Annotated in this window: 23 protein-coding genes and 2 tRNA genes; 14 read left to right on the top strand and 11 right to left on the bottom strand. The window is 69.1% G+C overall.

Translation table 11 applies throughout. From position 1 onward, the window contains the following. Nucleotides 1-148: 148 nt before the first annotated feature. Both ABWV20_RS04435 and ABWV20_RS04430 read right to left on the bottom strand, forming a co-directional pair. The gene (locus ABWV20_RS04435; RefSeq protein ID WP_353353612.1) at nt 149-781 is read right to left on the bottom strand and encodes an alpha/beta hydrolase; all 633 of its coding nucleotides are present in this window, start codon (nt 779-781) and stop codon (nt 149-151) included. Further along, nucleotides 778-1,413, bottom strand: coding sequence for an NADPH-dependent F420 reductase (locus tag ABWV20_RS04430; protein WP_353353611.1), 636 nt, complete (start codon nt 1,411-1,413; stop codon nt 778-780). Before ABWV20_RS04430 ends, ABWV20_RS04435 begins: the two co-directional genes overlap by 4 nt. 91 nt (nt 1,414-1,504) lie before the next feature. On the opposite strand from ABWV20_RS04430, the gene ABWV20_RS04425 reads away from it, so the two are divergent. Further along, nucleotides 1,505-1,957 carry a MarR family winged helix-turn-helix transcriptional regulator gene (locus ABWV20_RS04425; protein WP_353353610.1) on the top strand — a complete coding sequence of 151 codons (453 nt, stop codon included), beginning with the start codon at nt 1,505-1,507 and terminating at the stop codon, nt 1,955-1,957. Nucleotides 1,958-2,076: 119 nt separating this feature from the next. Here ABWV20_RS04425 and ABWV20_RS04420 read toward each other — a convergent pair. The 4 genes from ABWV20_RS04420 to ABWV20_RS04405 all read right to left on the bottom strand — a co-directional run bounded on the left by ABWV20_RS04420 (nt 2,077) and on the right by ABWV20_RS04405 (nt 7,019). After that, a tRNA-Gly gene (locus ABWV20_RS04420) sits at nt 2,077-2,150 on the bottom strand. Then, complete coding sequence (locus ABWV20_RS04415) at nt 2,133-3,032, bottom strand: hypothetical protein (RefSeq protein ID WP_353353609.1); 900 nt, start codon at nt 3,030-3,032, stop codon at nt 2,133-2,135. Before ABWV20_RS04415 ends, ABWV20_RS04420 begins: the two co-directional genes overlap by 18 nt. Nucleotides 3,033-3,145: 113 nt before the next feature. Then, nucleotides 3,146-5,302, bottom strand: coding sequence for a cell wall-binding repeat-containing protein (locus tag ABWV20_RS04410; RefSeq protein ID WP_353353608.1), 2,157 nt, complete (start codon nt 5,300-5,302; stop codon nt 3,146-3,148). Nucleotides 5,303-5,384: 82 nt separating this feature from the next. Next, nucleotides 5,385-7,019 carry a CapA family protein gene (locus tag ABWV20_RS04405; protein ID WP_353353607.1) on the bottom strand — a complete coding sequence of 545 codons (1,635 nt, stop codon included), beginning with the start codon at nt 7,017-7,019 and terminating at the stop codon, nt 5,385-5,387. Between the two features lie 204 nt (nt 7,020-7,223). Between ABWV20_RS04405 and ABWV20_RS04400 the strand changes: the two genes are divergently transcribed. Continuing rightward, nucleotides 7,224-7,715 (top strand): SRPBCC family protein, encoded by a 492-nt coding sequence (locus ABWV20_RS04400; RefSeq protein WP_353353606.1) that lies wholly within the window; start codon nt 7,224-7,226, stop codon nt 7,713-7,715. A 1,761-nt stretch (nt 7,716-9,476) separates the two neighbouring features. Further along, nucleotides 9,477-11,132, top strand: coding sequence for an N-6 DNA methylase (locus tag ABWV20_RS04395; protein WP_353353605.1), 1,656 nt, complete (start codon nt 9,477-9,479; stop codon nt 11,130-11,132). Here ABWV20_RS04395 and ABWV20_RS04390 read toward each other — a convergent pair. From ABWV20_RS04390 to ABWV20_RS04380, 3 genes are all read right to left on the bottom strand, one after another. Further along, nucleotides 11,129-12,133, bottom strand: coding sequence for a hypothetical protein (locus ABWV20_RS04390; RefSeq protein ID WP_353353643.1), 1,005 nt, complete (start codon nt 12,131-12,133; stop codon nt 11,129-11,131). The two genes, ABWV20_RS04395 and ABWV20_RS04390, sit on opposite strands and share 4 nt — an antisense overlap. A 103-nt stretch (nt 12,134-12,236) precedes the next feature. Next, complete coding sequence (locus tag ABWV20_RS04385) at nt 12,237-13,043, bottom strand: protein phosphatase 2C domain-containing protein (RefSeq protein WP_353353604.1); 807 nt, start codon at nt 13,041-13,043, stop codon at nt 12,237-12,239. After that, the gene (locus ABWV20_RS04380; RefSeq protein ID WP_353353603.1) at nt 13,040-13,864 is read right to left on the bottom strand and encodes a hypothetical protein; all 825 of its coding nucleotides are present in this window, start codon (nt 13,862-13,864) and stop codon (nt 13,040-13,042) included. The genes ABWV20_RS04385 and ABWV20_RS04380 overlap by 4 nt, the downstream gene beginning before the upstream one ends. A 123-nt stretch (nt 13,865-13,987) precedes the next feature. Between ABWV20_RS04380 and ABWV20_RS04375 the strand changes: the two genes are divergently transcribed. The 6 genes from ABWV20_RS04375 to ABWV20_RS04350 are packed head-to-tail and all read left to right on the top strand — an operon-like array spanning nt 13,988 to nt 19,295. After that, nucleotides 13,988-14,389: a hypothetical protein gene (locus ABWV20_RS04375; protein ID WP_353353602.1), complete on the top strand. Its 402-nt coding sequence runs from the start codon at nt 13,988-13,990 to the stop codon at nt 14,387-14,389. 2 nt (nt 14,390-14,391) lie between these two features. Next, nucleotides 14,392-16,068, top strand: coding sequence for an FtsK/SpoIIIE domain-containing protein (locus tag ABWV20_RS04370; protein WP_353353601.1), 1,677 nt, complete (start codon nt 14,392-14,394; stop codon nt 16,066-16,068). Between the two features lie 2 nt (nt 16,069-16,070). After that, nucleotides 16,071-16,355 (top strand): WhiB family transcriptional regulator, encoded by a 285-nt coding sequence (locus ABWV20_RS04365; protein ID WP_353353600.1) that lies wholly within the window; start codon nt 16,071-16,073, stop codon nt 16,353-16,355. Beyond that, the gene (locus tag ABWV20_RS04360) at nt 16,352-17,971 is read left to right on the top strand and encodes a replication initiator (RefSeq protein ID WP_353353599.1); all 1,620 of its coding nucleotides are present in this window, start codon (nt 16,352-16,354) and stop codon (nt 17,969-17,971) included. The genes ABWV20_RS04365 and ABWV20_RS04360 overlap by 4 nt, the downstream gene beginning before the upstream one ends. Continuing rightward, the gene (locus ABWV20_RS04355; RefSeq protein ID WP_114609094.1) at nt 17,956-18,156 is read left to right on the top strand and encodes an excisionase family DNA-binding protein; all 201 of its coding nucleotides are present in this window, start codon (nt 17,956-17,958) and stop codon (nt 18,154-18,156) included. Before ABWV20_RS04360 ends, ABWV20_RS04355 begins: the two co-directional genes overlap by 16 nt. After that, entirely contained in the window at nt 18,156-19,295 is a 1,140-nt protein-coding gene (locus tag ABWV20_RS04350; RefSeq protein ID WP_353353598.1) for a tyrosine-type recombinase/integrase, read from the top strand. The genes ABWV20_RS04355 and ABWV20_RS04350 overlap by 1 nt, the downstream gene beginning before the upstream one ends. A 92-nt stretch (nt 19,296-19,387) precedes the next feature. Here ABWV20_RS04350 and ABWV20_RS04345 read toward each other — a convergent pair. Further along, nucleotides 19,388-19,458 (bottom strand) — tRNA-Gly (locus ABWV20_RS04345). An 84-nt stretch (nt 19,459-19,542) separates the two neighbouring features. Here ABWV20_RS04345 and ABWV20_RS04340 point away from each other — a divergent pair. The 5 genes from ABWV20_RS04340 (at nt 19,543) to ABWV20_RS04320 (ending at nt 22,383) form a co-directional block, all read left to right on the top strand. Next, the gene (locus tag ABWV20_RS04340) at nt 19,543-19,974 is read left to right on the top strand and encodes a YfbO family protein (RefSeq protein ID WP_353353597.1); all 432 of its coding nucleotides are present in this window, start codon (nt 19,543-19,545) and stop codon (nt 19,972-19,974) included. Nucleotides 19,975-20,170: 196 nt separating this feature from the next. Beyond that, nucleotides 20,171-20,749, top strand: coding sequence for a dCTP deaminase (gene dcd / locus ABWV20_RS04335; RefSeq protein ID WP_353353596.1), 579 nt, complete (start codon nt 20,171-20,173; stop codon nt 20,747-20,749). Nucleotides 20,750-20,772: 23 nt separating this feature from the next. After that, on the top strand, nt 20,773-21,474 hold the full coding sequence (locus ABWV20_RS04330) for an alpha/beta hydrolase (RefSeq protein ID WP_353353595.1): 702 nt from the start codon (nt 20,773-20,775) through the stop codon (nt 21,472-21,474). Nucleotides 21,475-21,556: 82 nt separating this feature from the next. Next, nucleotides 21,557-22,162, top strand: coding sequence for a DUF2975 domain-containing protein (locus ABWV20_RS04325; protein WP_353353594.1), 606 nt, complete (start codon nt 21,557-21,559; stop codon nt 22,160-22,162). After that, nucleotides 22,162-22,383 (top strand): helix-turn-helix domain-containing protein, encoded by a 222-nt coding sequence (locus ABWV20_RS04320; protein ID WP_353353593.1) that lies wholly within the window; start codon nt 22,162-22,164, stop codon nt 22,381-22,383. The genes ABWV20_RS04325 and ABWV20_RS04320 overlap by 1 nt, the downstream gene beginning before the upstream one ends. Nucleotides 22,384-22,399: 16 nt before the next feature. Here ABWV20_RS04320 and ABWV20_RS04315 read toward each other — a convergent pair whose 3' ends face one another. Next, the gene (locus tag ABWV20_RS04315; RefSeq protein WP_353353592.1) at nt 22,400-22,744 is read right to left on the bottom strand and encodes an MmcQ/YjbR family DNA-binding protein; all 345 of its coding nucleotides are present in this window, start codon (nt 22,742-22,744) and stop codon (nt 22,400-22,402) included. Between the last annotated feature and the right edge of the window lie 47 nt (nt 22,745-22,791).

The raw sequence follows: 22,791 nt of genomic DNA, 5'->3' as shown, positions 1-22,791 counted from the left end.
TCAACAGGTTCGTATGCCGCTGGGCTGGCTCGGTGCCCGCCCTCCACTCGAGTGGCCCCGTCCTCCACAGGCTCGTCCGAGCCGGATGTGGAGAGGGGGGCCACTCGAGGTCGTCTTGTGGAGAGCGGGGCCACTCGACGAGCGGGGCTCAGGGCTCGACGACTGCTGCGATCCAGTCGCGCAGCTCGACTGCGGTCTCGGCGGTGATGCCATGCCCGCCCGGGTCTCGTCGGGTGTGGGCGGTCGCACCGGACTCGCCGGTGACATAGGACCAGGTGCGGTCGAGCAGCTCGCGGGGGATCACCACGTCGCGGTCCCCTTGGGCAACGAAGACCTTCGCTCCAACGAGCCGGCCCGGCGTCACCGGCACACCGGCGTCGAATGGCAGGGTCCCGTAGAGGATCGCCGCTCCGGAGAAGCGTGACGGCTCGTCGAGCAGGAGCCCGCCGGCAAAGGCGGCCCCGCCACTGAAGCCGACGAGGACCACGGGCCGACCAGCGGGCGCCACCTCGTCGAGCCAGGCGCGGAACCAGGTCATGGTCGCGGCCAGGGACTCGGTCACGGGTCGGCCGATGCCGCGATTGGCGAACCAGGCGTAGCCGCCGCCCTCGGCGATCGGAGCACGCACCGCGGCATAGGCAGGGCCGACTGGCAGGTGGGGCACGATGGACAGGATCGAGTGCTCGTCCGCACCGCGGCCGTGCAACAGCACGACGAGGGGCGCGGCCGGGTCCTCGGACCCGGCCCACGCCACCTGCGCCGGAGCGAAGTCCGTGATCACGGGGCTTCGGTCGGGCCGACGAGCTTCCAGCCGCTCTGCCAGGTCCATCCGTTGCCGGCGTTGAGCGAGATGTTGAGGAACGCCATCTCCTCCAGCGCCCGGGCCATCCGGAGGTCACCGGCATCGATGACGCGGTAGCCGAGGGACCGGGCGAGCTCTGCCGCCTTGTCCTTGGCGACCTTGTCGTCGCCGGCGATGAAGGCATCGAGGGGCTGACCGCCCTCGGTCGGGTTCGAGTGCCGGCCCGCGAAGATCGTGTTGAAGGCCTTGACGACGGGCACGCCCGGGACGCGCTCCTGCAGCTCCTCGGCGGCGGACCGCTCACTCGTGAACGTGTCGGTGAAGCTCTCGTTGAGCGGGTTCGTCGAGTCGATGACGACCTTGCCCCGAAGCGCCTCGCCCAGCTCGTCCGCGACCGCCGGGACGGCGAGGCCGGGAATGGCGAGGACGACGATCTCGGCGTCGCGGACGGCCTCCGCGTTGCTGGCCGCGGCGGTGGCCCCGGTCTTGCCGGCGACCTCGGCTGCGTGCGAGCCGTCGGCGGAGGCGAGGGTGACGGTGTGGCCTGCGGCGACGGCAGCTCCTGCGAGCGCTCCGCCGACGTTGCCCGAACCGATGATGGCGACGTGCATGTCGATCCCCTTCCAGAGATATTGTTGAGTCGTCAACTATCCTGCGCTTCATCTGGCCAGTTGTCAAATAGTTGCGTGTTAAACTATCTGCATGAGCATCGCAACCACTGACCACGACCTGGTCTCCACCTTCGGCCTCCTGATGGAGGCGTACAACTCCTTGGAGAAGCAGCTGGGCGACTCCCTCGAGGAGCAGGTCGGCGTGCCGCACACGTGGTTCGAGGTCATGCTGCGCATCTCCCGGTCCGAGGCGGGCCTGGCCCCGATGGGGTCGCTCGCGGAGCAGGTCGCCCTCACCGGCGGCGGCGTCACCCGGATGGTCGACCGCATGGTGGGCGCCGGCCTCGTCGAGCGGGTTCCCTGCGCCAACGACCGCAGGGTCGTCTACGCGGCCTTGACCGCCGAGGGCCAGTCCGTGCTCGAGAGGGCCGTGTCCGTCCATGACGAGAACCTTCGGCGCATCCTGTGCACCTTCAGCGCCGCCGAGCTCACCGAGTTGGACGAGACGCTGCGACGCCTCCGGGCCGCGCGCTTGGCGAGTTGACCCAGCCCCCCGCCCGAGCGGACGTATGCCGCTGGGCCGGCTCAGCGGCATACGGACAGCTTGGTGGGCGGCTGGCAACGACAGAGGGCCCGGTCACCTGACCGGGCCCTCTGACTCGTTGGAGCGGGCGGCAAGAATCGCACTCACGTCTCCTCCCGGGAAGGGAGGTGTTCTGCTACTGAACTACACCCGCAGGATGCGGGTCGATGTTAGCGGACACCGGGTCGGAGACCGAATCGGGCTCGCCGAACTCGTCGTGGGGGTCGTCCAGGTCGCGCGCCCCGACGGGGACGAAACCGAGCCGCTTGAGCAGGCGCGGTCCCGGCTCGGCCCAGATCGGCCAGCCGCCCTTGGGTTCCTTGGCCGCGATCTGAGCGTAGAGAGCCTTGGTCATCTCCACCGTGACGTCGCCGTAGAAGCCGTCGGCTATCTGGGTCTCCTTGAGCCGGTTCCTCGTCAGGATCCTGGTGCGCATCGCCCCCGCCAGTCGCCGCCACACTGCGGCCTGGTAGCGCTTGACGTCGCCGTTCCGGCGGCCGTGCCTGAGGTTCGCGACGGTGATGGACGGCTGGGACGGGGGCGGCTGCACCCCCTGCTGCGAGCTGCGGTACTGCTTCCACGTCTGCCGCAGGTAGGTGCGGTCTCCGTCGTCCGGGTCGTCACCGGCGAGGCCGTTCTCGCCGGCGAACCACTCGCGCAGCTGCGCCCTGGCCTCGGGAGACAGGTGCCGGCAGTCCTTGAGGACCATGTGCAGGTGGGACGACCAGCTCTGCTGGAGCCAGCGCTTGCGGGTCGGCGACCACCACGTCGGCTCACGGATGTCGGCGTAGAAGCCGATCCGCCGGGCGAGCCCCTCGAGCCGCAGCTTCTGCTGGGCGGTGAGGCCGCGCAGTGCCAGATCGACGTGTCCACCGCCGGATCCCGTGCCGGCCGAAGCCGTCTGACCGACCTGGTACGAGCCGAAGCCGGTGATGGGCGCGACGAGGATGTCCTTGCCGGAGGCTCGCGCGAGCTCGTCGAGCGGCGCCTTCATGCACGGGCAGATCGTCACGCCGCGCCATGTGGGATGGGCCATGGTGCCTCCTCCTGTCTCCGAACCATGGTGTCCGACGGACATGGTCGCTGACAGGCGAACGCCCCGATCAGCGGGCGATCGGGGCGTTCGAGAGGCAGTCCGGACGGGCTGGGTCAGGGCGTGGACACCTCGTAGTTGTAGAGGCGCTGGGCCACCGAGGTCGAGACGGCGCTCGTGCCGCCGAGCACGACCACCCGCTGCGGCGCCAGGCGGACGAGCTCGTTCGCCGTCACGCTGGGCAGGCCGTCCCTGCGGGTGAGCAGGACCGGTCCGCCGAGGTGCCCGCCCAAGGGTCCGCCCGAGAGCGCGTCGGGGAAGTTGCTGCCCGTCGCCACATACGCGACCGGGACACCGGCCGAGAACGTCCGGGCCGAGGTCCAGGCGGCTGTCTCGTAGCGGTCGGCGCCCGACACGCGGACCACGGACGTCGAGTACGACCCCAGCTGCGACACGACCTCCTGCGAGATGGCATTGGTGCCACCCAGGACGACGATGCTCGCCGGCTTGAGCCGGGCCAGCTCGTCGATGGAGGCGGGGGGCAGGGCGTCGGCGGCGGTCAACAGGAGGGGCCCGCCCCGGGACCCTCCGGCGGGTCCCCCCGCGAGGGCGTCCGGGAAGTTGGCGCCCGTCGCGACATAGGCCACCGGCACGTTGGTGTCGAACGTACGCGCGGACACGGCCGCGGCCGTCGAGTACCGGTCCTCTCCCGAGATGCGGGTGACCTTCGGCGCGACGGTGGCCAGCTGCTCCTCGACGGTGCTGGAGACGGCTGCCGTCCCCCCGAGGATCACGACCTCAGCCGGCTGGAGGCGCTGCAGCTCGGCCTGCGTGGCGGTGGGGAGGGAGCTCTTCGCCGTCAGCAGCACCGGACCGCCGCGATGTCCACCGGCGGGACCGCCCGCGAGGGCGTCCGGGAAGCTCGCACCGGTGGCGACGTAGGCGACCGGAGCGCCGGGGGCGAAGCTCGCGGCCGAGGCGTTGGCGGCGGTCTCGTAGCGGTTCTCCCCCGAGTAGCGGGTCGCGGTGGGCGAGAGCGCAGCGGTGGCGGTGCGGAGGGTCGGCAGGGTGGCGTGGAGGTTCGCTCCCGGGCACTCGGTCTGGTTGATGTTGCGGTGCCCGGCGAGGTTGTCGTAGGTGACGCCCCCGATGGTTGTCGTCCCGAGCACGTCGAAACGGTGGAGGTCGGCCTTCCAGGCAACCAGGTCGCGCAGAGCGGTCCCGACCGCGGGTGGGGGCGTGTCCGTCTCGAAGTTGCCGAGGACGGAGGCTCCCATCGACCAGGAGTTGACCCCGTAGGCGTGGGCGCCGATGACGGCCTTGTCCGTGCCCCCGTAGCGGCCCTCCCAGATCCGGCCGAACCGGTCGACGAGGAAGTTGTAGCCGATGTCGCGCCAGCCGTTGCTCTTCACGTGGTACGTGTAGATGCCGCGGATGATGCCAGGCACGTCGGACTCGGTGTAGAGGTTCGAGCCGGCGGTGTGGTGGACGACGGCGAGGTCGACGGCACCGTACTCAGGCTCGGAGGGGTCACGGATCGACTCGTCGGCCCCCCACTGCGCGCGGGTCAGGATGGTCGGCTGGCTGCCGGCGGCCGCGGTCTCCGCGGAGCCGGTCGTTGCCGACCCCTCCAGGCTTGCCGAGGAGGTCGGGGCGGTCGACGTCCCGGGGTCGATGACGGCCAGCTGGGCGTCGACCGGGGACGCGCCGTCGACGGCGATGACGCGGACCTGGATCTCTGCGGACTCGGTCGTCACGAGCGGCGCTGACCCTGCTCGCGTCCCGCCGAGCTTCGCGGCGGCCTGCTTGGCCTCCTTGTCCTCGGGGGCGTGGTCGCCCTCCACCTCGAGGGCCTTCCAGTCCGTCCAGGTCGATCCGTCCAGAGTCCGGTACTGGACCGTTGCCCCGGGGGCGGAGCCGGCGCGCCACGTGACGCCGACGACGGCGAGCTCGGGGAGGTCGACGGGGGTGGAGGCGGAGACGACCTCGACCGCCTTGCCGTTGGCGTGCTCGCGCGCCTCGGCAGCGTCGGCGGAATCGAGGGCTGCGACGCCGGGCACGGTCTGCGCGTCCACCAAGGGGTGGCTCGAGTGCGTGGTCCTCGGCGGGGCGGAGGGAGGGGAGTCGGTCGGAGTGGCGGCGACGGTCACGCCGGGCTCCGCGCCCTGGGGGTGTGCGGCCGCGGGCGAGCCGAACGCGGCCATGGCGGGCAGGAGCAGGGCGGCAGCGGTGACGCTGGCGGCACGGGTCGTTCGCTTCGTGGAGGGAGTCATGGTGAACCTTGGAATCGGGCCAAAACGGGCATAGGGGTCCTTACCTTCCCACGGTTGACGCGCCGGGCGCTCGCTGAGGTTGTCAGCGGCCGTAGTTGAGGTCTGAGTAGCGGAAGGTGCGCTCCAGCACGTAGCGCCCGTCGCCCTGCGGGTCGAGCAGCGCCGGTCGGGCCTGGCGGATCATCACGGTCGGTCGAAGCCGGACGTTGACCAGGGCCGTGCCACGGAAGGTCATGTCGAGGATGAGGCCCTCCTGCGTCTCCTGCCACCAGCCCTGTCCGAAGAGGTAGTTGCCCGGGCTCGCGAGGGTCGCGCTGACCTCATCTCCGTGGGAGCGGAGCAGGAGCGGCCCGGCGACGTGGGTGCCTGAGCCGATGACGTGGTCGCAGCCGGCCTGCTCGAACCACCGCAGCTGCTTCTGCTGGGTGGGCCAGAGGTCGTCGTGGTACTCGGCCCCACCCCACCACTGCGGGTTGCAGACCACGAGTTCGGCGCCGCCTCGCTGGGCTCGCCGAACGGCGGTGCGGATGTTCTTCTCGGTGATCCATGCGACGCCGGCCGTGTCGGCGTCGGCCGCGACGACCCCGCCCACGTCGTTGAACGCGACGAACCCGACCTTCACGCCGGCAACCTCCACGTACGCCGGCTCGAGGGCCTCGTCGAGGTCCATCCCCAGGCCGGTGCGCGGGATCCCGTACTTGTCGATGAGGCGCAAGGTGGAGCGGATGCCGTCGACCCCCTTGTCGCTCATGTGGTTCGCGGCGAGGTAGACGACGTCGAGGCCGAGCTTGTCGCGCCACCGCGGTAGGACCGCCTCGGGAACGCTGAAGACGGCGGTCGTGCCGAGCTGGGGCTCCCAGGTGCGGTCCGGGACGACCGGGCACTCGTGGTCGGCGATCGCGACGTCAGACCGCTTGAGCACCTGCGCCGTCGCTCCGTCGTTGCCCGAGTCGACGGGTTGCACCGAGCGGTAGGGCTCTCGGTTCGGCGGGTCGACGACGGCTGGGCCGGCATAGCGCGCGGTCCCGCCGTCGAACACCCAGTCCCACTCCCCGCCCCGGGACACCGCCTGGATGGCGGCCCCCCGATCGGAGCAGAGGCTCCCCACGTTGGTCAGGGTCCAGATCTCAGACGAGTCGTATGCCGTCCAGCTCGCTTCCAGCCCGGCCCCCGGTCTCGTCGTGGCGAGGATGGGATAGTCCATCGCTCTGGCCTGCCGGTCGCCGAAGAGGTCGGGGCCGAACATCCCGAACGGCCCCTTGCCGCCGATGGACAGGACCTTGGTGGCCGGCTCCACGAGGCCGGGCGGCAGGAGCGCGACCCGCTGCTGCCCCTTCTGGACGAGACCCGCGATCTGGTCGGCCTCGACGCAGCTGGCGGGGGTCTCGAGGTCGGGTCTGGTGATCTCGACGCCACAGGGGACCAGCAGGTCGCCATCCCTGGCCAGGCGTCGCAGCTGCTGCACGGTGACGGTGGCCTTGAGGTTCGTCAGCCCGGTGACCACAGCCATCGGGAAGGTCGCCGGCGACTCGCTCGACGTGGGGGAGGGTGAACTCGTCGTCGTTGCGGCTGCCGTGCTCGTGGCCGCCGTCGAGGGTGAACCCGTCGGGCCGGCAGCGGTGGGCGAGCGTGGTGTGTTGTCGGCGTTCGTGCAGGAGGCGAGGGTCAGCAGCGCGAGAGCCAGCGTCGCGCTCCGGAGCCTCCCCGGCGAGTCCACAGTCGCCAGCGTAGGCGCGCAACCGGCCAATGGTGGGACGCGACCCGCGGGAGGCGAGCCTCGGTTCCGGGCCCTTCGGCTCTGGTTTCCCTCCCTGCCGCCAGGCCAGCCTGAAAGGGCCACATCAGCACTGGTGCGGCTCGGGCAGCGCCAGTGGTGGAGATCGCGGAGACACGTCTCCGCCCGACCGGAAGGAGGCCGAGGATGACTGATTTCACGCGCACTTTCGACATCCTGATCGACGCATCGGTCCATGACGTGTTCGAGTACTGCCGAGACCCGCGTCATCTGTTCGAAGGCTGGCCCGAGCTCGACGTCACCGATGTCGTCATGACACCGGAGGGTGTGGGCACCACGGCGCACATCGTGGGCAGGTTCGCGAAAGGGATGATCGTCGAGCAGATCGAGCGCACGTACACGGAGGTCGTTCCCGACGAACGAATCGTCAGCAAGGCTCATGTGAAGGTACGGCTCCTGGGACGGACCAAGGACGTTGGCAACGGTCCGGTCTTCACCTGTCTGTTCGCAGCCACGGGTGGTGGCACGACGTTGACCTTGGTCGTTCTCGAGGAGGACATCGGCTGGTGGCAGAACCTCGCAGAGTCAGCCAGCGCGGTGTTGATGGGCAAGAAGGTGCACGGCATGCTGGCAGCCATCAAGAGCGGCGCGGAGTCCCGAACCCCGTCTGCCGCCTGACTCGCACGTCCGGGGACGACCCCGGTGAATGAAAAGTGCTCCGCTGCGGGTCCGGACCAACAAAGGGCCTCTGACCTGCGGCGGAGCATCCGAGCGAGCGACGGGAATCGAACCCGCGTATCCAGCTTGGGAAGTCCGCCGAGCGGGCTGCGCTGCGTTCCGTCGTGCTCGAAGTGGTGGCCGTTGCCGACCGCTTCGCTCCCCTTCAACCGGCTCGATGTCGCACGTAGGTTGCACGGAGGCTGCCGCTTGTTCCGCTATCGCTTGTCCAAGCCGCTCGGCTTGCCTTACTGCGTGTCAAGCGACTGAGCGGGCCACCAGTTACCTTGCTCGTCCACGAATCAAGGGGATTCAACTTCCGGGGGCGGGGCCGCTACTGCGAGTCTTCCGGGCGGGCGATTCCGCGGCGGTGCCGGGGCTCTGCAAAAAGAACGTTTTGGCTCCAGCGCTTGTGGGCAGCGGCTAGCATCGCGCACATGATACGCGTGCGGTGCTGGGCCGCCCTTGCTCTTACCTCAATGTTGCTCACCTCGTGCGGTAGTTCGAATGCGGGCGGTAGTCCCACTGGCGGCCCTTCTGCCCGGGAGGACATGACCACAGCCCCGGGCGCCGTTGAACCGGAAGTGTCGACACCTTCGGCCAGCGCAGGGCGGGCCTATCTGGCCCCACCCCTCACCGGAGAAGTGGCGTACGACGTTAAAGGCCGGTACGTCGACAACGACGGTTTTGAGGTGACTGTCAAGGTGACTGCATATCGGCCAATACGATTGACGGATACCGTCGACGCAGTACATCTCTGTGACCCCCGAACCCCGAATGCCGGGCCCGGTACGGCTACCAAGAACAGCATCTTGCAGGCGGCGCATATCTCTTTCGCGTCGACGAACCCCCGATTCCCGTTTCCCCTTCAGAAGTACAGCGAACCGGAAGTCGGCCGTGGACTTAGCCAGGCTCAGTTGATGAAGCCTCTATACGGGTCCCTAGGCACCACGCTGAGTTCCTGTGGTGTTGTTGATGCCAGAAACGGATCCGCAGACTATGTGGTGATCGCAGGTGTACTAGCGCCACCTCAGGCCACCCCAGACAATCCAGAAAGCCGCCTGAAGGATTGCCCCGATTCGCTGGAGCTATGGGTGGGGGAGCCTCTATCTGCGACAATGACGGCATCCACGATGACTTTTAGGTCCACCCCTTCTACGAAGTACGGGCCGAACGCGGACGGGCCTGGGGTCGCCTCATGGAAATTCCCCGTGGCAATGACGCCTGAACTGAAGGAGGCGTGCCTCAATTAGGAGACCGCCCCTTCTTGGGTGAGCTCGACGTCCGCCGTCAATTGCGGACAGATACTCGGCCAGGATGAGCCACCGACCCGATAGCGGAGCACAAGAGCCTGACGGAGGTCCGGGTCAGGGGTGGCCGTAGGCCATCACGGAGTGACGCGTAGCGCCCTTGATGCGGTCCGGAGCCGGGCGGATGCTCAAGCGTCGGGTCGGCGGCTCGGAGGTCAGTGGCCTGGTGGCGTGGGCAGCGCGCTCCCTGGTTCCCGGCTGGCGCAGGCGGTGAGCGGTGGGGGTGCGCGTAGGCGCGCCAGCGCCGGAGCGCGGGGGTCCCTACCGTGAGCCGGTCTGATACGGCCGGTTGGCGCGGCGGAGCCGCGCCCTTGATCTCATAGAGCCTTATCCAGCAGAACCGACTGGGCGATCTGGCGGCTCGCCAGCGGGTTGGCTCGGCGTTGTCGGTGGGGTGCGAGAGTATGAAGCCGTGACCGCCTCCCTTGCTCCCGACAGTCCGGCGCAGCGCAAGGCCAGGGGGGCGTTCTTCACTCCAGAGGCGGTCGCCCGCTACGTGACGCAGTGGGCTGTTCGCTCCGCTGATGATTCGGTGCTCGAGCCCTCGTGTGGAGAGGCCGCCTTCCTCCTAGAGGCTGGCCGTCATCTCGTGACGCTTGGAGCGAAGCCCGAGCTCATGTCACTGCATGGAGCCGAGCTGCATGAGGCGTCCGCGAGCAACGCGCTGGCGCTGCTCGCTCACGAGGGGCTCGCCGCACAGATCAGCGTCGGCGACTTCTTCAAGGAGGTGCCTCGGGCGGCGTATGACGCGGTTATCGGAAACCCGCCGTACGTGCGGTACCAGAGCTTCTCCGGAGATTCGAGGGCAGCGTCGCGCCGTGCCGCCCTGCGGGCCGGTGTGAAGCTCACGAACCTGGCCAGCAGCTGGGCGGCGTTCACGGTCCACGCTGCGCTGTTCGTCAAGGACGGGGGGCGTCTCGGGCTCGTCCTCCCGGCGGAGCTCTTGAGTGTGAACTACGCCGCGCCTGTTCGAGAGTTCTTGATGAGGTCCTTCAGCCGGGTGCGGCTTGTGCTGTTCACCGAGCGCATCTTCCCGGGAGTCCTCGAAGAGGTTGTGCTTGTTCTTGCCGAAGGGAAGGGTGAGGGCCCGACCGACCATTGCGAACTCCTGCAGGCACGCAATGGTGCGGCTCTCGCCGACCTCGATGACTCAGATGTAACGAGGTGGGCACCCCGAGTAGGGGAGCGGTGGTCCAGTCTGCACCTGAGCGACCTTGGGGAAGCTGCGTATCGCAAGGTCCTTGCCGCCCCTGGCTTCGTCGATCTGGAGGTGTGGGGCGACACAACGCTCGGCATGGTCACAGGAGCGAACCGGTACTTCGCCCTCACGGGAGCGGAAGCCGCGCGGCTGAAGTTGCCCGGGCGGGAGTTGCTCCGCCTTTCGCCCCCGGGTAGCCGGCACCTTCGGGCGTTGTCACTCAGCACCAAGAACCTTGACGCGTTGGATGGAGAAGGGGCCCCGACCTGGCTCTTTAGGCCAGCCGGCAGTCCGTCTCCGTCTGCCGCGCGCTATATCGCCGAGGGGGAGGCGGCCCAAGTGCACGTCGGGTACAAGTGTCGTATCCGGTCGCCGTGGTGGCGCGTTCCTTACCTCGCCCCCGCCGACTTGCTCTTGACCTATATGAACGCCGATACGGCGCGCCTCTGCGAGAACCGAGCGGGGGCTCACCATCTGAACTCCGTGCACGGTGTGTACCTGTCTCAGGAGTTGCGCGCCCTCGGGAAGCAGTACCTCCCAATCGCGGCACTGAACTCGGTGACGCTCCTAGGGGCGGAGGTTGTCGGGCGCGCGTACGGCGGCGGGATCCTCAAGCTTGAGCCACGAGAGGCGGACCGTTGGCCAATGCCATCGCCAGCCTTGGTTCGCGCGAGGTCGGGCGAGCTGCGAAGCGTGAGACGTCGAGTGCGGGACCTGCTCGGGGCGGGACGGCTCTTCGAAGCGGTCGAGGTGGTTGACGGGGCTCTGTTTCAAGGGGAGTACGCCATACCCGCGGCGGAGCTTCAGGCGATCCGCACCGCTCGCGCGGCGCTGCACGATCGTCGGCTCTCACGCACTCGCGGTCGCTAGGGTCGCGGTTCGGCCCTGAGGGCCCTCGCCTCCTTGTGAAAGTTCACGGGAGAGTTGTCCAGGATGCGGTTGCACATGATGGCGAAGAATCGGCCAGGGTCCAGTTCTGTGGGGACTTCCTCGTGGCGAAGACGAACGGGCGGTAGCTGTCCGAGCGCCGCCCGCGCCTCCGCCTCAAGCGTCGGAGGGGCCAACACGGCCTCCAAGGGAGAGGCGACGGCCTCTCCGGGGAACTCATCAATGGTTCCGGCTTCCAGGGGGCCCGCGGGCTCTTCCTCGTCCGAGCCAGTCTCTTGCTCCGGAGTGAGATCCGGCAGGACCAACGCGACGGCGTCGTAGGCATCATCCTCGCGGCCGAGCTTGCCCAGGAGGTCCACGATCCAAGCGGCGGTATCGGGCTCTGCTGTAAGCGCCCGTGCACTCAGAGCAAAGACGAATCCCAAGGCCGCCTGCGGATACCGGAGTCGGAGGTTCTTGGCGTCCCCGTAGGACTCCTCAACTCGGTTGGCCGCGTTCTTGCCGAATGACGAGTCCATACGCTTCGTCGAGACGAGTAGCTCGGGGCCGGTTGCCCACGAACTCATCACGACGTCAACCTGCTTCACGTAGTTCTTCCCTAGCAGGTTTGCGGAGGCGGTCCCTCCGGTCCCTTTCGTGCTGATGGTGGCTTGAAGCCGCTTTCTATCGGCGACAGGGAGCTTGTTGACGAACTCGAACACTTCGCCGGGCAACACGCGTGGCGGCTCAGGTCGCGGCCACACCCGATCGGGGTGAAAGCCAGCGCGCCGCATCTCGTAGGAGACCCAGACATCCAACGCCAGGGCCGGGATGCCGGATTGCGTTGGAGCTTGAAGGTGGGCGGGAACGCCAAGGAGGAGAGCCAGCGTGTCGAAGTCTGGCTCGAAGACCTGCACGTCGCCCTTGAACGTCCACGGATTGGCGTGACGTTGCGGGGCTTCACGCACAATGAGATCGAAGAGTGCCCACCCAGACTCGCGCATTGTTACCACCGGCCAAATCTAGAGGGTCACACGCGCATTGCTGGCTAGGGGCCCCTTCAAACCTGCAGTGTTGCGAGCTTCAGGTCTCGTGACCCGCTGCGCTTCATGCGCGTTCGAGCAAGAGGAGTGTCTTGTCATCGTGGCGTTTGCTGCGGGGCCAAGCCGTGCCATCGCCGTCGAGGGACTCATGAGCCTCGACGGCAACCAGGACTTCCTGCGCATCGAGTCCCGCCAGAACTGCCCACGAAGGGAACAGGCGGTACTTCGAAACTGCCGCTGCGGCTCCGTCCGAAGCGATAGCGATTCGACTGACGTCAGGCCACTTGAGGCTCTGCACGATGCCCCGGGAAGCTGCAGCAGAAGTTGCGCCGGCGATCCAGTACCCGTCCTCGCGATTGCGCCAGCGGGCTTGCTCCGCCTGCAGTGACGCGAGCAGCTGCAGGTGCTGATCATCGAAGCCGCTGCCGGCAGCGAGCCGTTCTCGGTATGCGCGGCGTACATCTTCACCAATGGACGCGAGCCTGTGGTCCGAGTAGACGTCCTCTCTTCCGTCCGGGTGGATGATCGCGACCGTGCTGTCGCCGAGGACGTAGACCTCGGCCTGCTCGTCGTCCCAGCGGGCTAGGGCGATGGTGCTGGTCGGTGAGGAATTCGATCGGAGATCGTGCTCGGTGGCGACGCTTTCGATGGCGCGCCCGACGATCTCGGGGAGGGCACCATCTGGCTGTGCCGCGAGAAGCTTGCGGAGTTTGGCCGCGAGAGTCTCGGCGTACCAGCCGCCGTCGTGCTGAGGGTTCTCCTCGGAGAAGTTGGATGCTCCGTCGAGGACCGCCGCGAAGTTGGGGCCGATGATGTAGCGGTCCTGGTTGGTGCGACCGCTGCCCTTCCGTGTTGCCGCGGTGATCGTCACGGGTGCTTTCGCGGGCCCCATACTGCTTCCGCCTCGAGGACCTTGCCGTCTTCGATCTTGCAGCGCACGACGGCCGAGAACGTTTGTGTCCCAACGGTTTTGTAGACGTCAGACAGATTGTTGGCCAGGTATTCGACTGCGCCGTGTGAGCCGAGGGCGTGGATTCCGGCGATAACTAGGAGCGTTCCGTCGCGGTAGGGCAGTCGGCCGAGGTAGGCGAGGTCCTCGTCGGTCAAGCCTTCGTCCATGGGTGAGTTGAAGTGCTGTCCCGTGGCCTTGTCGCGGAGGGTCCATTGGCCGTCATCGTCCGGCGCGAATGTCAGGAGCGGATCGGCGTTGATGGCCTCTGCTGTCACATGTGAGGACTTGGGGCCGCAGATCGCGACGGTGTCCCCACTCGGGGTCCACTCGCCATCGGTGGGGATGTGGAACTGCTGAACTTGGAGCTGCAGCGACGTCAGCAGGGCGGTGAGTTGCTCGGCGGATGCGGCGTCCTCACGGGCGATCACGCCGGCCGACCGGCCATCCATTCTGCGAAGCGGGACCGCGACGGTGACCGGTCCGACCCCGAAGAAGGCACGCTCGACCGGTGGTGCTGTCTGGCGGATCTGAGTGATGCGGCCCTTGGACAGGCCGATCCTCGCGGCGACGGCGGTGTATGACATGCCGAGTTCCTGGGCGGCTCGGTCGATGGCCTCCTTGCGGAGCCGAGCGAGTTCGACGCCGCGCTGCTGGTAGAGGGCAAGCAACTCGGTGGCGCGCTGGGCCTGCCGGAGCGGATCCCGCTCGGCACGCACCTGCTCAAACTCGTCCTTCGCCACGCCGTGAGTTTAGTCCCCTTGACTCGTCAGGTCTGAGCCTCTACGGTTCGTTTATCCCCCTAAACAGTCTCGGGGGTTTCGATGGCCTATGGGTTTAGGCCACTAAACGAAAGAGGGAGTGGCATGTCGTTCTACGCGGTGGACAGCAAGCGGCAGTCGATGCGCTCGACGGGCATCGTCAACGAGGTCAAGGAGTGGGAGGAGAAGGACGGCCGGCGCCGCCCCTCGGAGACGCAGGCCCGTGACGAGGCGACCGGGATGCCGCTGTGGCAGGTCGAGGTCGTCTTCAAGCAGTCGTCCTTCGGGCGCGAGTCGATGGCCACGGCCCTGGTCGAGGTCGGCTGTCCGCACCGTCCGGTGACGGGGGAGTTCACGCCGGTCGAGTTCGTCGGCCTGACGGTCGAGGCGCGGGTCAACAAGGCGGGTGGCCTGTCGGAGATGTGGCGGGCCGAGCGGCTCGTCGACGAGGGCAAGCCCGCCTCGGCGTCCTCCGGCTCGTCCGGTTCGGGTCAGAAGGCGGCCTGACCATGTCGGCCGCACCTGCTGTCGGGGTTCGGGGGTCGGCTTCGGTCGGCTCCCGGGCCGCCCGGCTCGCCCAGACCGCGGCAGCCTCGGGGTACGACATCGCACGGTTGTGGTTCCGCTGGATGGCTCGTCACAGCCGGTTCGTTTTCTGGGTCGTCCTCGTAGCGGCCCTGCTGGCGTTCCCGCTCGCGGACCCGGGGAAGGGCCGTGCCCTCGTCGTCCTCGGGCTCGTGCCTGGGCTCGTCGCCGCGGTGTGGGACTGGGGCTGGCCGGTCGGGTACGAGTGCTTCTGCGCGGGCCCGTCGCGTCGGTGGGGGTGGCGGCACCGGGCCCGGCGCATCTGGCCCAAGCTCGCCCGTGAGTGCGGCCTGTCGGTCCAACGGAACGTGCGCCGCCGCTCCTGGTCCCTGGCCCCGAAACGCGACAGCCGGCTGCTCGTCTCGACGACCTCGACGGCCTCGGAGTGGGTCCACCCCCGCCTGATGGACGTCCTGACCAAGGGCGACACCCTCACCCTGCGCGTCAAGGCGAGGATCGGCCAGACGCTGGAGGACCTGGAGAAGGCCGCGCCCGCGTTCGCCGCCGCTTTCTCCGCCGTATCCTACCGGGTCAAGGTGTGGACGCCGTCGGTGCTTGATGTGGACCTGGTGATGCGGGAGGCCCTCGCCCACCCCGCCGAAGCGGAAGTCCCCGGCCCGCTCGGCCACGACCTGAGCGTCGACACCGTCACGCTCGGGCGGCGTCAGGACGGCACGCCGTGGGCGCTTCAAATCAGGGGCAGGCACACCCTCGTCGTCGGCTGTTCCGGCTCGGGGAAGGGCTCCATGCTGTGGGGTGTCTGCGGTGGCCTCGCTCCCGCTGTCCGTGCCGACCTCGTCCGGCTCTGGGGTGTCGACCTCAAGCGCGGTGTCGAGGTGATGATGGGCCGGCGTCTGTTCACCACCGTCGCGATCACCCCGACCGACGCCATCGCGACGTTGCGCCGGCTCCTGGCCGTGGTCGAGGAACGCGGACGCTCGATGGCCGGCGTCTCCCGGCTGCATGTCCCGCGGCCTGGGGACCCGCTGCACGTGCTCGTCATCGACGAGCTCGCCGCCCTCACCGCCTACGCCGACGCGGATACCAAGCGCGAGGCCTCCCGGCTGCTGTCGGAGGTCCTCACCCAAGGCCGAGCCCTCGGCGTCGTCGTCCTGGCCTGTGTGCAGGACCCGCGCAAGGAGGTCGTCGGCATGCGGGGCCTGTTCACCCAGACCATCGCCCTGCGCCTACGCTCCCCGGAGGAGACGCGGATGGTCCTCGGCGATGGCACCGCCGCCCTCGCCCCCGCCCACCGGCTCTCGCCTGCGGCTCCGGGGTCGGCGTGGGTCGTCGAGGAGGACGGCTCCCTTGACCGGGTCCGGGCCGACTTCTGGCCCGACGAGCTCGTCCGCCACACCGCGGCCACGTTCCCGGCGCTCGTTGTGGAGGACGGCGTCGTTCCTTTCGAGGCTGCTGCCCCGCCCGCGCCGGAGGCTTCGCGGCACGCCGACGTGGAGACGTCCGAGGACGCCCCATCGGCTCGGGTCCAGGACTTCCCCACTGGGCGGAAGCCGCGGTCTCCGCGCAAGCCGCGCACCCGTCAGTCCCGACCAGCCACGGCTGCTGCGGACGCGGGTGGCCTCGGACCTGAGGCGGCGTGACCATGGCTCGGGGAAACGAGTGGATCGCTTCGGCGGCCTGCGTCGTGCAGCGGCCGGACCTGCCGTGGACGGGCGAGTGGTTCGACTGGACCCTCGGGCAGCTCGCCGCGATGACCCGCACCTGCCACGCCTGCCCGGTCAGTCGCCAGTGCGCCGAGCAGGCCGAGCGGCTGCGCGTGACAGCCGGCTTCTGGGCGGGCCGGTACCGCGACCCGTCCGCGCCGCGGGTCGTGCATATCTACCACCGGCCTGCACGGACTGCTTCGGAGCTTGGGGGTGCGGCGTGAGCGTCGACCTGGGAGTCACCACGGACATGGCCGTAGCCGCCGCCTCCAGCGCAGGGGTGTGCATCCGGCCGCTACTGCGGAAGGTCACCGACCGGCTCACTGGTGCCGTCACCACGATCCCGCTGCCGTGCGGCTCGACGCGGGAGAAGGTCTGCCCCTCCTGCGCGGAGAAGGCCCGCCAGGTCCGGATGCAGCAGTGCCGCGAGGGCTGGCATCTCACCGAGGACCCACCCCGACAAAACCCGGCCGACCAGGACGAAGATCCGGACGTCGACCTCGAGGACGACCAGGACGAAGAAGAAAAGGAGCCGGTTGAGAAGGCGCGGCGGGTGCGCTCGACCCGGCACCTTCCCGGCTTCCCGGACCTGCCCGTCCTGCCGGTCGAGGACCGCACCATCGGCACGGCGTTCACCGACGAGAAGACCGGCAAGACCTACCGGCCCTCGATGTTCCTGACGATCACCCTGCCCTCGTACGGGAAGGTCATCCCCGGCACCGGCGTCCCCCGCAACCCCAAGAGCTACGACTACCGGCGTGCCGCGCTCGACGCGCTGCTCTTCCCGCGCCTGGTCGACCGGTTCTGGCAGAACCTGCGCCGCGCGGCCGGGTACAAGGTGCAGTACTTCGCCGCCGTCGAACCCCAACGCCGCCTCGCCCCGCACCTGCACGCCGCCGTCCGCGGCGCCATCCCCCGCGCGACGATCAAGGCCGTCGCCAAAGCCACCTACGCCGCGATCTGGTGGCCACCCATCGACCAGGTCCTCTACGAGAACGACTACCTGCCCGGCTGGCACGAGGACCTCGGCGGCTACCTTGACCCCGACACCGGAGCCGCGCTGCCGACCTGGGACGAGGCCCTCGACGAGCTCGACGACGAGGCCGAGCCGATGCACGTCCTGCGGCTCGGGTCACAAGTAGACATCAAGGGCCTGCTCGGCGGCACCCCCGACTCCGACCGGGCCGTGCGGTACCTGTGCAAGTACCTGACCAAGTCCGTCGCCGACACCTACGCCACCCCGCGGGAAGACGAGGACCCGGACGGCGTCGACCCGGCCGCGGTCGCGTATGAGCGGCACATCGCCCGGCTCCACCGTGAGGTCCGCTGGCTGCCCTGCTCCCCGGCCTGCGCGAACTGGCTCCGCTATGGGATCCAGCCCAAGGACGCCGGCCCGGGCCTCATCCCCGGACAGTGCCCGTCGAAGGCGCACGACCGGGAACACCTCGGCCTCGGCGGCCGCCGCGTCCTGGTCTCTCGGCAGTGGTCCGGCAAGACCCTCAGCCAGCACCGCGCCGACCGCGCCGCCGTCGTCCGCGAAGTCCTCACCGAGGCCGGCATCGACGCCCCGGACGCGGACCGGATGGCGGCCGATGTCCTCGACACGGACGGGCAGCCCCGTTTCGTGTGGGAGGACGTGCCGGTCCCGGAGCGCGACTACATCACCGTCATCGCGCAATCGCTCCGGCAAGCCCAGCGGTGGCGCGTGCAGTACGAGCAAGCGAAAGCCCTCGCGGCAGAACGCGGCTCACCACCTGTGGACAGCAATTCGGCAAACCCAAAACCGGTCGCTCTCGGGGCGGCACAACTCGGCCAGGAGGAAGCATGGAACGCCTGTTGAAGCTCGACGAGGCAGCCGAACTGCTCGGCACCTCGCCCCGATTCCCTCGCCGCCTGATCGCCCAGCGGCGGATCCGCTTCGTCAAGGTGGGCCGGCACGTCCGCATCCCCGAGTCCGCCTTGGTCGAGTTCGTCGCTGCCGGTGTCGTCGAGCCGGTCGTGCGTGTCATCGGGCGACTGGACTGATGGCCAAGACCCGAAAGCGTCGTGACTTCGGGGCAGTGCGTCAACTGCCCTCCGGCCGCTGGCAGGCGAGCTACCTCGGGATGGACGGCCTGCGGCGCACTGCACCGAGCACCTTCCGCACCAAGGCTGACGCCAACGCCTGGCTGACCGTTCGGCAGTCCGAGCTGCTCCGCGGGGAGTGGCTCGACCCCGACCTCGGCCGGGTGCCACTCGACGCCTACGCCACCAAGTGGATCCGTGAGCACCGGCTGAGCCCTCGAACCCGAGACCTCTACGAAGGCCTCAATCGGCTGCACATTCGGCCCTTCCTCGGCTCGGTCACCCTCGGTGCGCTCACCACCGAACGCATCCGTGCGTGGCGAGCCGAACTGCTCCGCTCCGACCGCTCCGAGGTCACCGCGGCCAAGGCGTACCGCCTGCTCCGGGCCATCCTGAACACCGCAGTCGACGATGGCCGGATCAGTCGCAACCCTTGCCGTCTCAAAGGGGCCGACCAGGAGCGCGCACCCGAGCGACCCGTCGCGACTGTCGCCCAGGTCTTCGCGCTGGCCGACGCGGTCGGCTCGCAGTATCGGGCCTTCGTCCTCACTGCGGCGCTGACGAGCATGCGCTGGGGCGAGCTCGTCGCCCTCCGACGTCGAGACGTCGACCTGGACTCGGGCCTCATCTTCGTCCAACGCAGCCTCATCGAGCGAGGCGGCATCCTCGAGCCAGCGCCTCCGAAGAACAACAGCGTGCGCATCGTGACGATCCCCAGCGTCCTGGCGGACGAGCTGCGACAGCACCTGACCCGCGTGCCAGCCGGACCCGACTCGCTGGTCTTCACGGGGGAGCGCGGCGCGACCCCTCGCCGCGGCAACTGGCGGGCCAACGTCGGCTGGACCGACGCCCTCGTCGCGGCCGGCCTCCCGAAAGGCTTCCACTTCCACGACCTGCGGCACACGGGCAACCACCTCGTGGCGCAGTCGGGAGCCTCGACCCGGGAGCTCATGCACCGGATGGGCCACTCCACGATGCGGGCCGCGCTGATCTACCAGCACGCGACCGAGTCCAGGTCGAGGGAGCTCGCGGACCGCCTCGACGCCCTCGTCACAGCCCACCGCGAGGAGGCCAACACCGCGGGCAACGGCGACCCCTAATTGCACGTTCGTTGCACGCGGACCCCTTCGAGGGTCACGAACGACGAAGCCGCAGGCCCGGACACGAGTCCTGACCTGCGGCTTCTTGTCTGAGCGAGCGACGGGAATCGAACCCGCGTATCCAGCTTGGGAAGCTGGCGCTCTACCATTGAGCTACGCTCGCGAAGCCGCTGCACCGGGGGTGACGGCGGCACGCGGCGTCAGTGTAGCCGACACCGTGCCGCTCCATCGAAGGACCCTCCACAGCATGGATCTCGCCAAACAGGCCGCCCTCATCGAGCATGTCCGCGAGCGGGGTGGCCGCGAGACTCAGGTCGCGGTCACGCTCGAGCAGTTCTTCGACGGCAACGACTGTGAGTGGTCGATCGCCCCGGACCGCTCCGAGGATCTGCTCCTCGACGACGTCCGTCGGGCGCTCGTCGCGCTGCGCCGGCACCCGGATGTGCACGACGTCCGCATCGAGCTCGACCAGCTCGAGCTCGACACCTATCCGGACGACGAGTGGCCCTATGCCAGCGGTGCGGCGGTGGTCACGACGCTCATGCCCGACGAGGTGGACGCCCTGCTCCTCGAGGCCGAGGTCGACCCGAGCGGGGGACCGGCAGCCGGCCTGGACTGGCTCGTCGACGCGCCGCCCATCCCGGAGGGGCACCACTACGTCGGCGTCTGGTGGAGCTGAGCCCCACCCGTTCCACGCTGTGTGGTGCCGGACGAACACTGAGTCGTTCGTCCGGCACCACACCATGGCCGGATGCCGCTGGGCCGGCTCTGTGCATGCGATCTGCGAGATCGGGCCGGGCCTGCCGCTGGGAGCGAGCTCAGCGGCATACGAGCACTTCAGCAGCGTGTGGGAGGGAGCGCGATAGCCTCCCTACGTGCTGCTCTCTGACAAGGACATCCGGGCCGAGGTCGACGGTGGGCGGGTCGTGCTCGACCCGTGGGACCCGGCGATGATCCAGCCCTCGAGCGTCGACGTGCGGCTCGACAAGTACTTCCGGCTCTTCGACAACCACAAGTACCCCTACATCGACCCCGCTCAGGAGCAGCCCGAGCTGACCCGGCTGGTCGAGGTCGGGGCCGACGAGGACGGCTTCGTGCTGCACCCGGGGGAGTTCGTGCTCGGGTCGACGCTCGAGACCGTGACCCTCCCCGACGACCTCGCGGCGCGGGTCGAGGGCAAGTCCTCGCTCGGCCGGCTGGGCCTGATGACCCACGCGACCGCGGGTTTCGTCGACCCCGGCTTCTCCGGCCACGTGACGCTCGAGCTGTCCAATGTGGCGACGCTCCCGATCATGCTCTACCCCGGGATGAAGATCGGACAGCTGGCGTTCTTCCGGCTCAGCTCGTCGGCTGAGAACCCTTATGGTTCAGGGATCTACGGTTCCCACTACCAGGGCCAGCGGGGGCCGACGGCGTCCCGCTCCTTCCAGAACTTCCACCGCACGCGAGTGTGAACGCCGGCCCGCCACCCAGCCGTATGCCGCTCGCCTCCTTGGCGTGGGACGCCCGGCCCGCGCGTGCCGGGGCGGTGGCGCTCGTCATGCACGGGGGTGCCGTGGACGGGCGTGAGCCGAACCATCCGTGGTCCCACAACGTGGCCCGGCTCGTGCCGTTCGCCCGGGCGCTGCGCAAGGTTCCGGGCCCCCTCGCGGTGGCCCGACTGCGGTTCCGCTACCGGGGATGGAACGGCGCCGAGGCCTCGCCGGTGGAGGACGCGCGCTGGGCGCTGGCCCAGATCCGGGCCGACTACCCGGACGCGTCGATCGGTCTGGTCGGTCACTCGATGGGGGGACGGGCCGCATTGTCCGTCTCCGACGAGGACAACGTCAGGCTCGTCGTCGGGCTCTCGACCTGGATCGAGCGGGGGGACCGGGTGCCGCGCGACGGACAGAAGACCGTCCTCATCCACGGCGACCGCGACCGGATCACGCCCCTGTCCGCCTCGCGCTGGGTGGTCGAGGGGCTGCTCGCCGACGGGCATGACGCGACTCTGATCCGCGTCGCTCGCGGTGACCACGCGATGCTCGTCCGGGCGGGCCTCTGGAGCGCGCTGGTCGTCGACATCGTCAGCGCCACCTTCGCCCAGGAGCTCGGGGGCTGGGCCGAGCCACGGTCCGGACCGATCGGCGCGGTCGTCGCGCAGGCCGTGCACGGCGGGGGCGGCGTCGTCGACATCTGACCCGGCCTTGCGTTCATATCGTTTTTCGATACTATCGAGAAACGATATGGAGGTCGCGAGATCCGCGGCCGGAAGGGGACCGATGAGCGCCGACCGCAGAGACCCGCTGTCCTTCGACAGCACGGACCGCAAGGGGCTCAAGGGCCTGCTCTGGGCTGGGGCGCTTGTCGTGGTCGGCCTCGACATCGTCGCCCCGGTGCTCGCAGGTCTGGCGGGAGAGCCCATCCACGCCGAGATCAGCGGCCGGGTGACGATGGCCGGGCTCGCCCCCGGGGTCACGGTGGACAACCCGGCCTCGGTGCTCGTCGCGATCGCGGACCCGACCGTGGCCCAGCGCGTGCTCGTCAGCCTGCCCGGCGCGCTCGTCGCCGTGGCGGTGGTGATCGTCGTCCGGCTGCTGCTCGGCCTGCTCGGCGACCTGCGGGACGAGCCGTTCACGCCGAGGAACGTTCGCCGTCTCCGGAGCATCGCCGTCGTCGTGGGGTCGACCGCCCTGGTCGTTCCGCTGGTGGAGGCCATCTGCGACGTCACCCTCGCCGATCCGGAGGCCCTCGGAGAGGGTGTGAGACGAGTCTTCGAGCTGTCGGTGCCGCTCGCCTTCCTGGCCCTCGTGCTGGTCATCGCGGCGATCGCCGAGGCCTTCCGGCACGGCGTGGCGCTACGAGCCGACACCGACGGACTGGTCTGATGCCGGCGGAGGACGGGCATCGGATCGTCTGCCACCTCGACGAGATCCTGGCGGCCCGGGACATGACCCTGGCCGCGCTCGCCGAGCAGGTGGGCGTCTCGGTCGTCAACCTCAGTGTGCTGAAGAACCAACGCGCCAAGGCGATCCGCTTCAGCACCCTCACGGCGGTCTGCGACGTGCTCAAGTGCAGCCCGGGCGACCTGCTCTCGATCGAGCCGTGAGCGCCCGGGCGTGCCCTCAGCGGTCGATGACGGTCTGGGCGACCTTCCGCGGGACGACCATCCGCCAGGCGTCGAGGACCAGCTCGCGCATGCGGTCCTCGTCGAGGGCGTCGAGCCGGGCCTCGACCCAGTTGAAGCGGAGGTCCGACGGCCGTGGCAGGTGGAACACGTCGGGCTCGCTGGTGACGAGAGCCTGCCGTTCCTCCTTGGGGAAGGCGAAGCCCATCTCGGTCTCCTCGCGGTTGAAGGCGAGCCAGACGATGCTGCCGACCCGGAACTTCACCCGGTCGTGCACGAGCACCTCGTAGCTGCGCGGCAGCCCCTTCGCCACGCGGCGGACGTCGTCGACCGTGACCGGCACTCCGCCAGCATCGCACGTGACGGGGCCCGGAAGTTGCGCCACCGATT

Origin of the sequence: Intrasporangium sp. DVR (genome assembly GCF_040365325.1) — a bacterium.
Taxonomy (GTDB): Bacteria; Actinomycetota; Actinomycetes; order Actinomycetales; family Dermatophilaceae; genus Intrasporangium.
The sequence above is the reverse complement of the archived record's forward strand: the minus strand, read 5'-3'. Positions and strand labels throughout refer to the sequence as shown.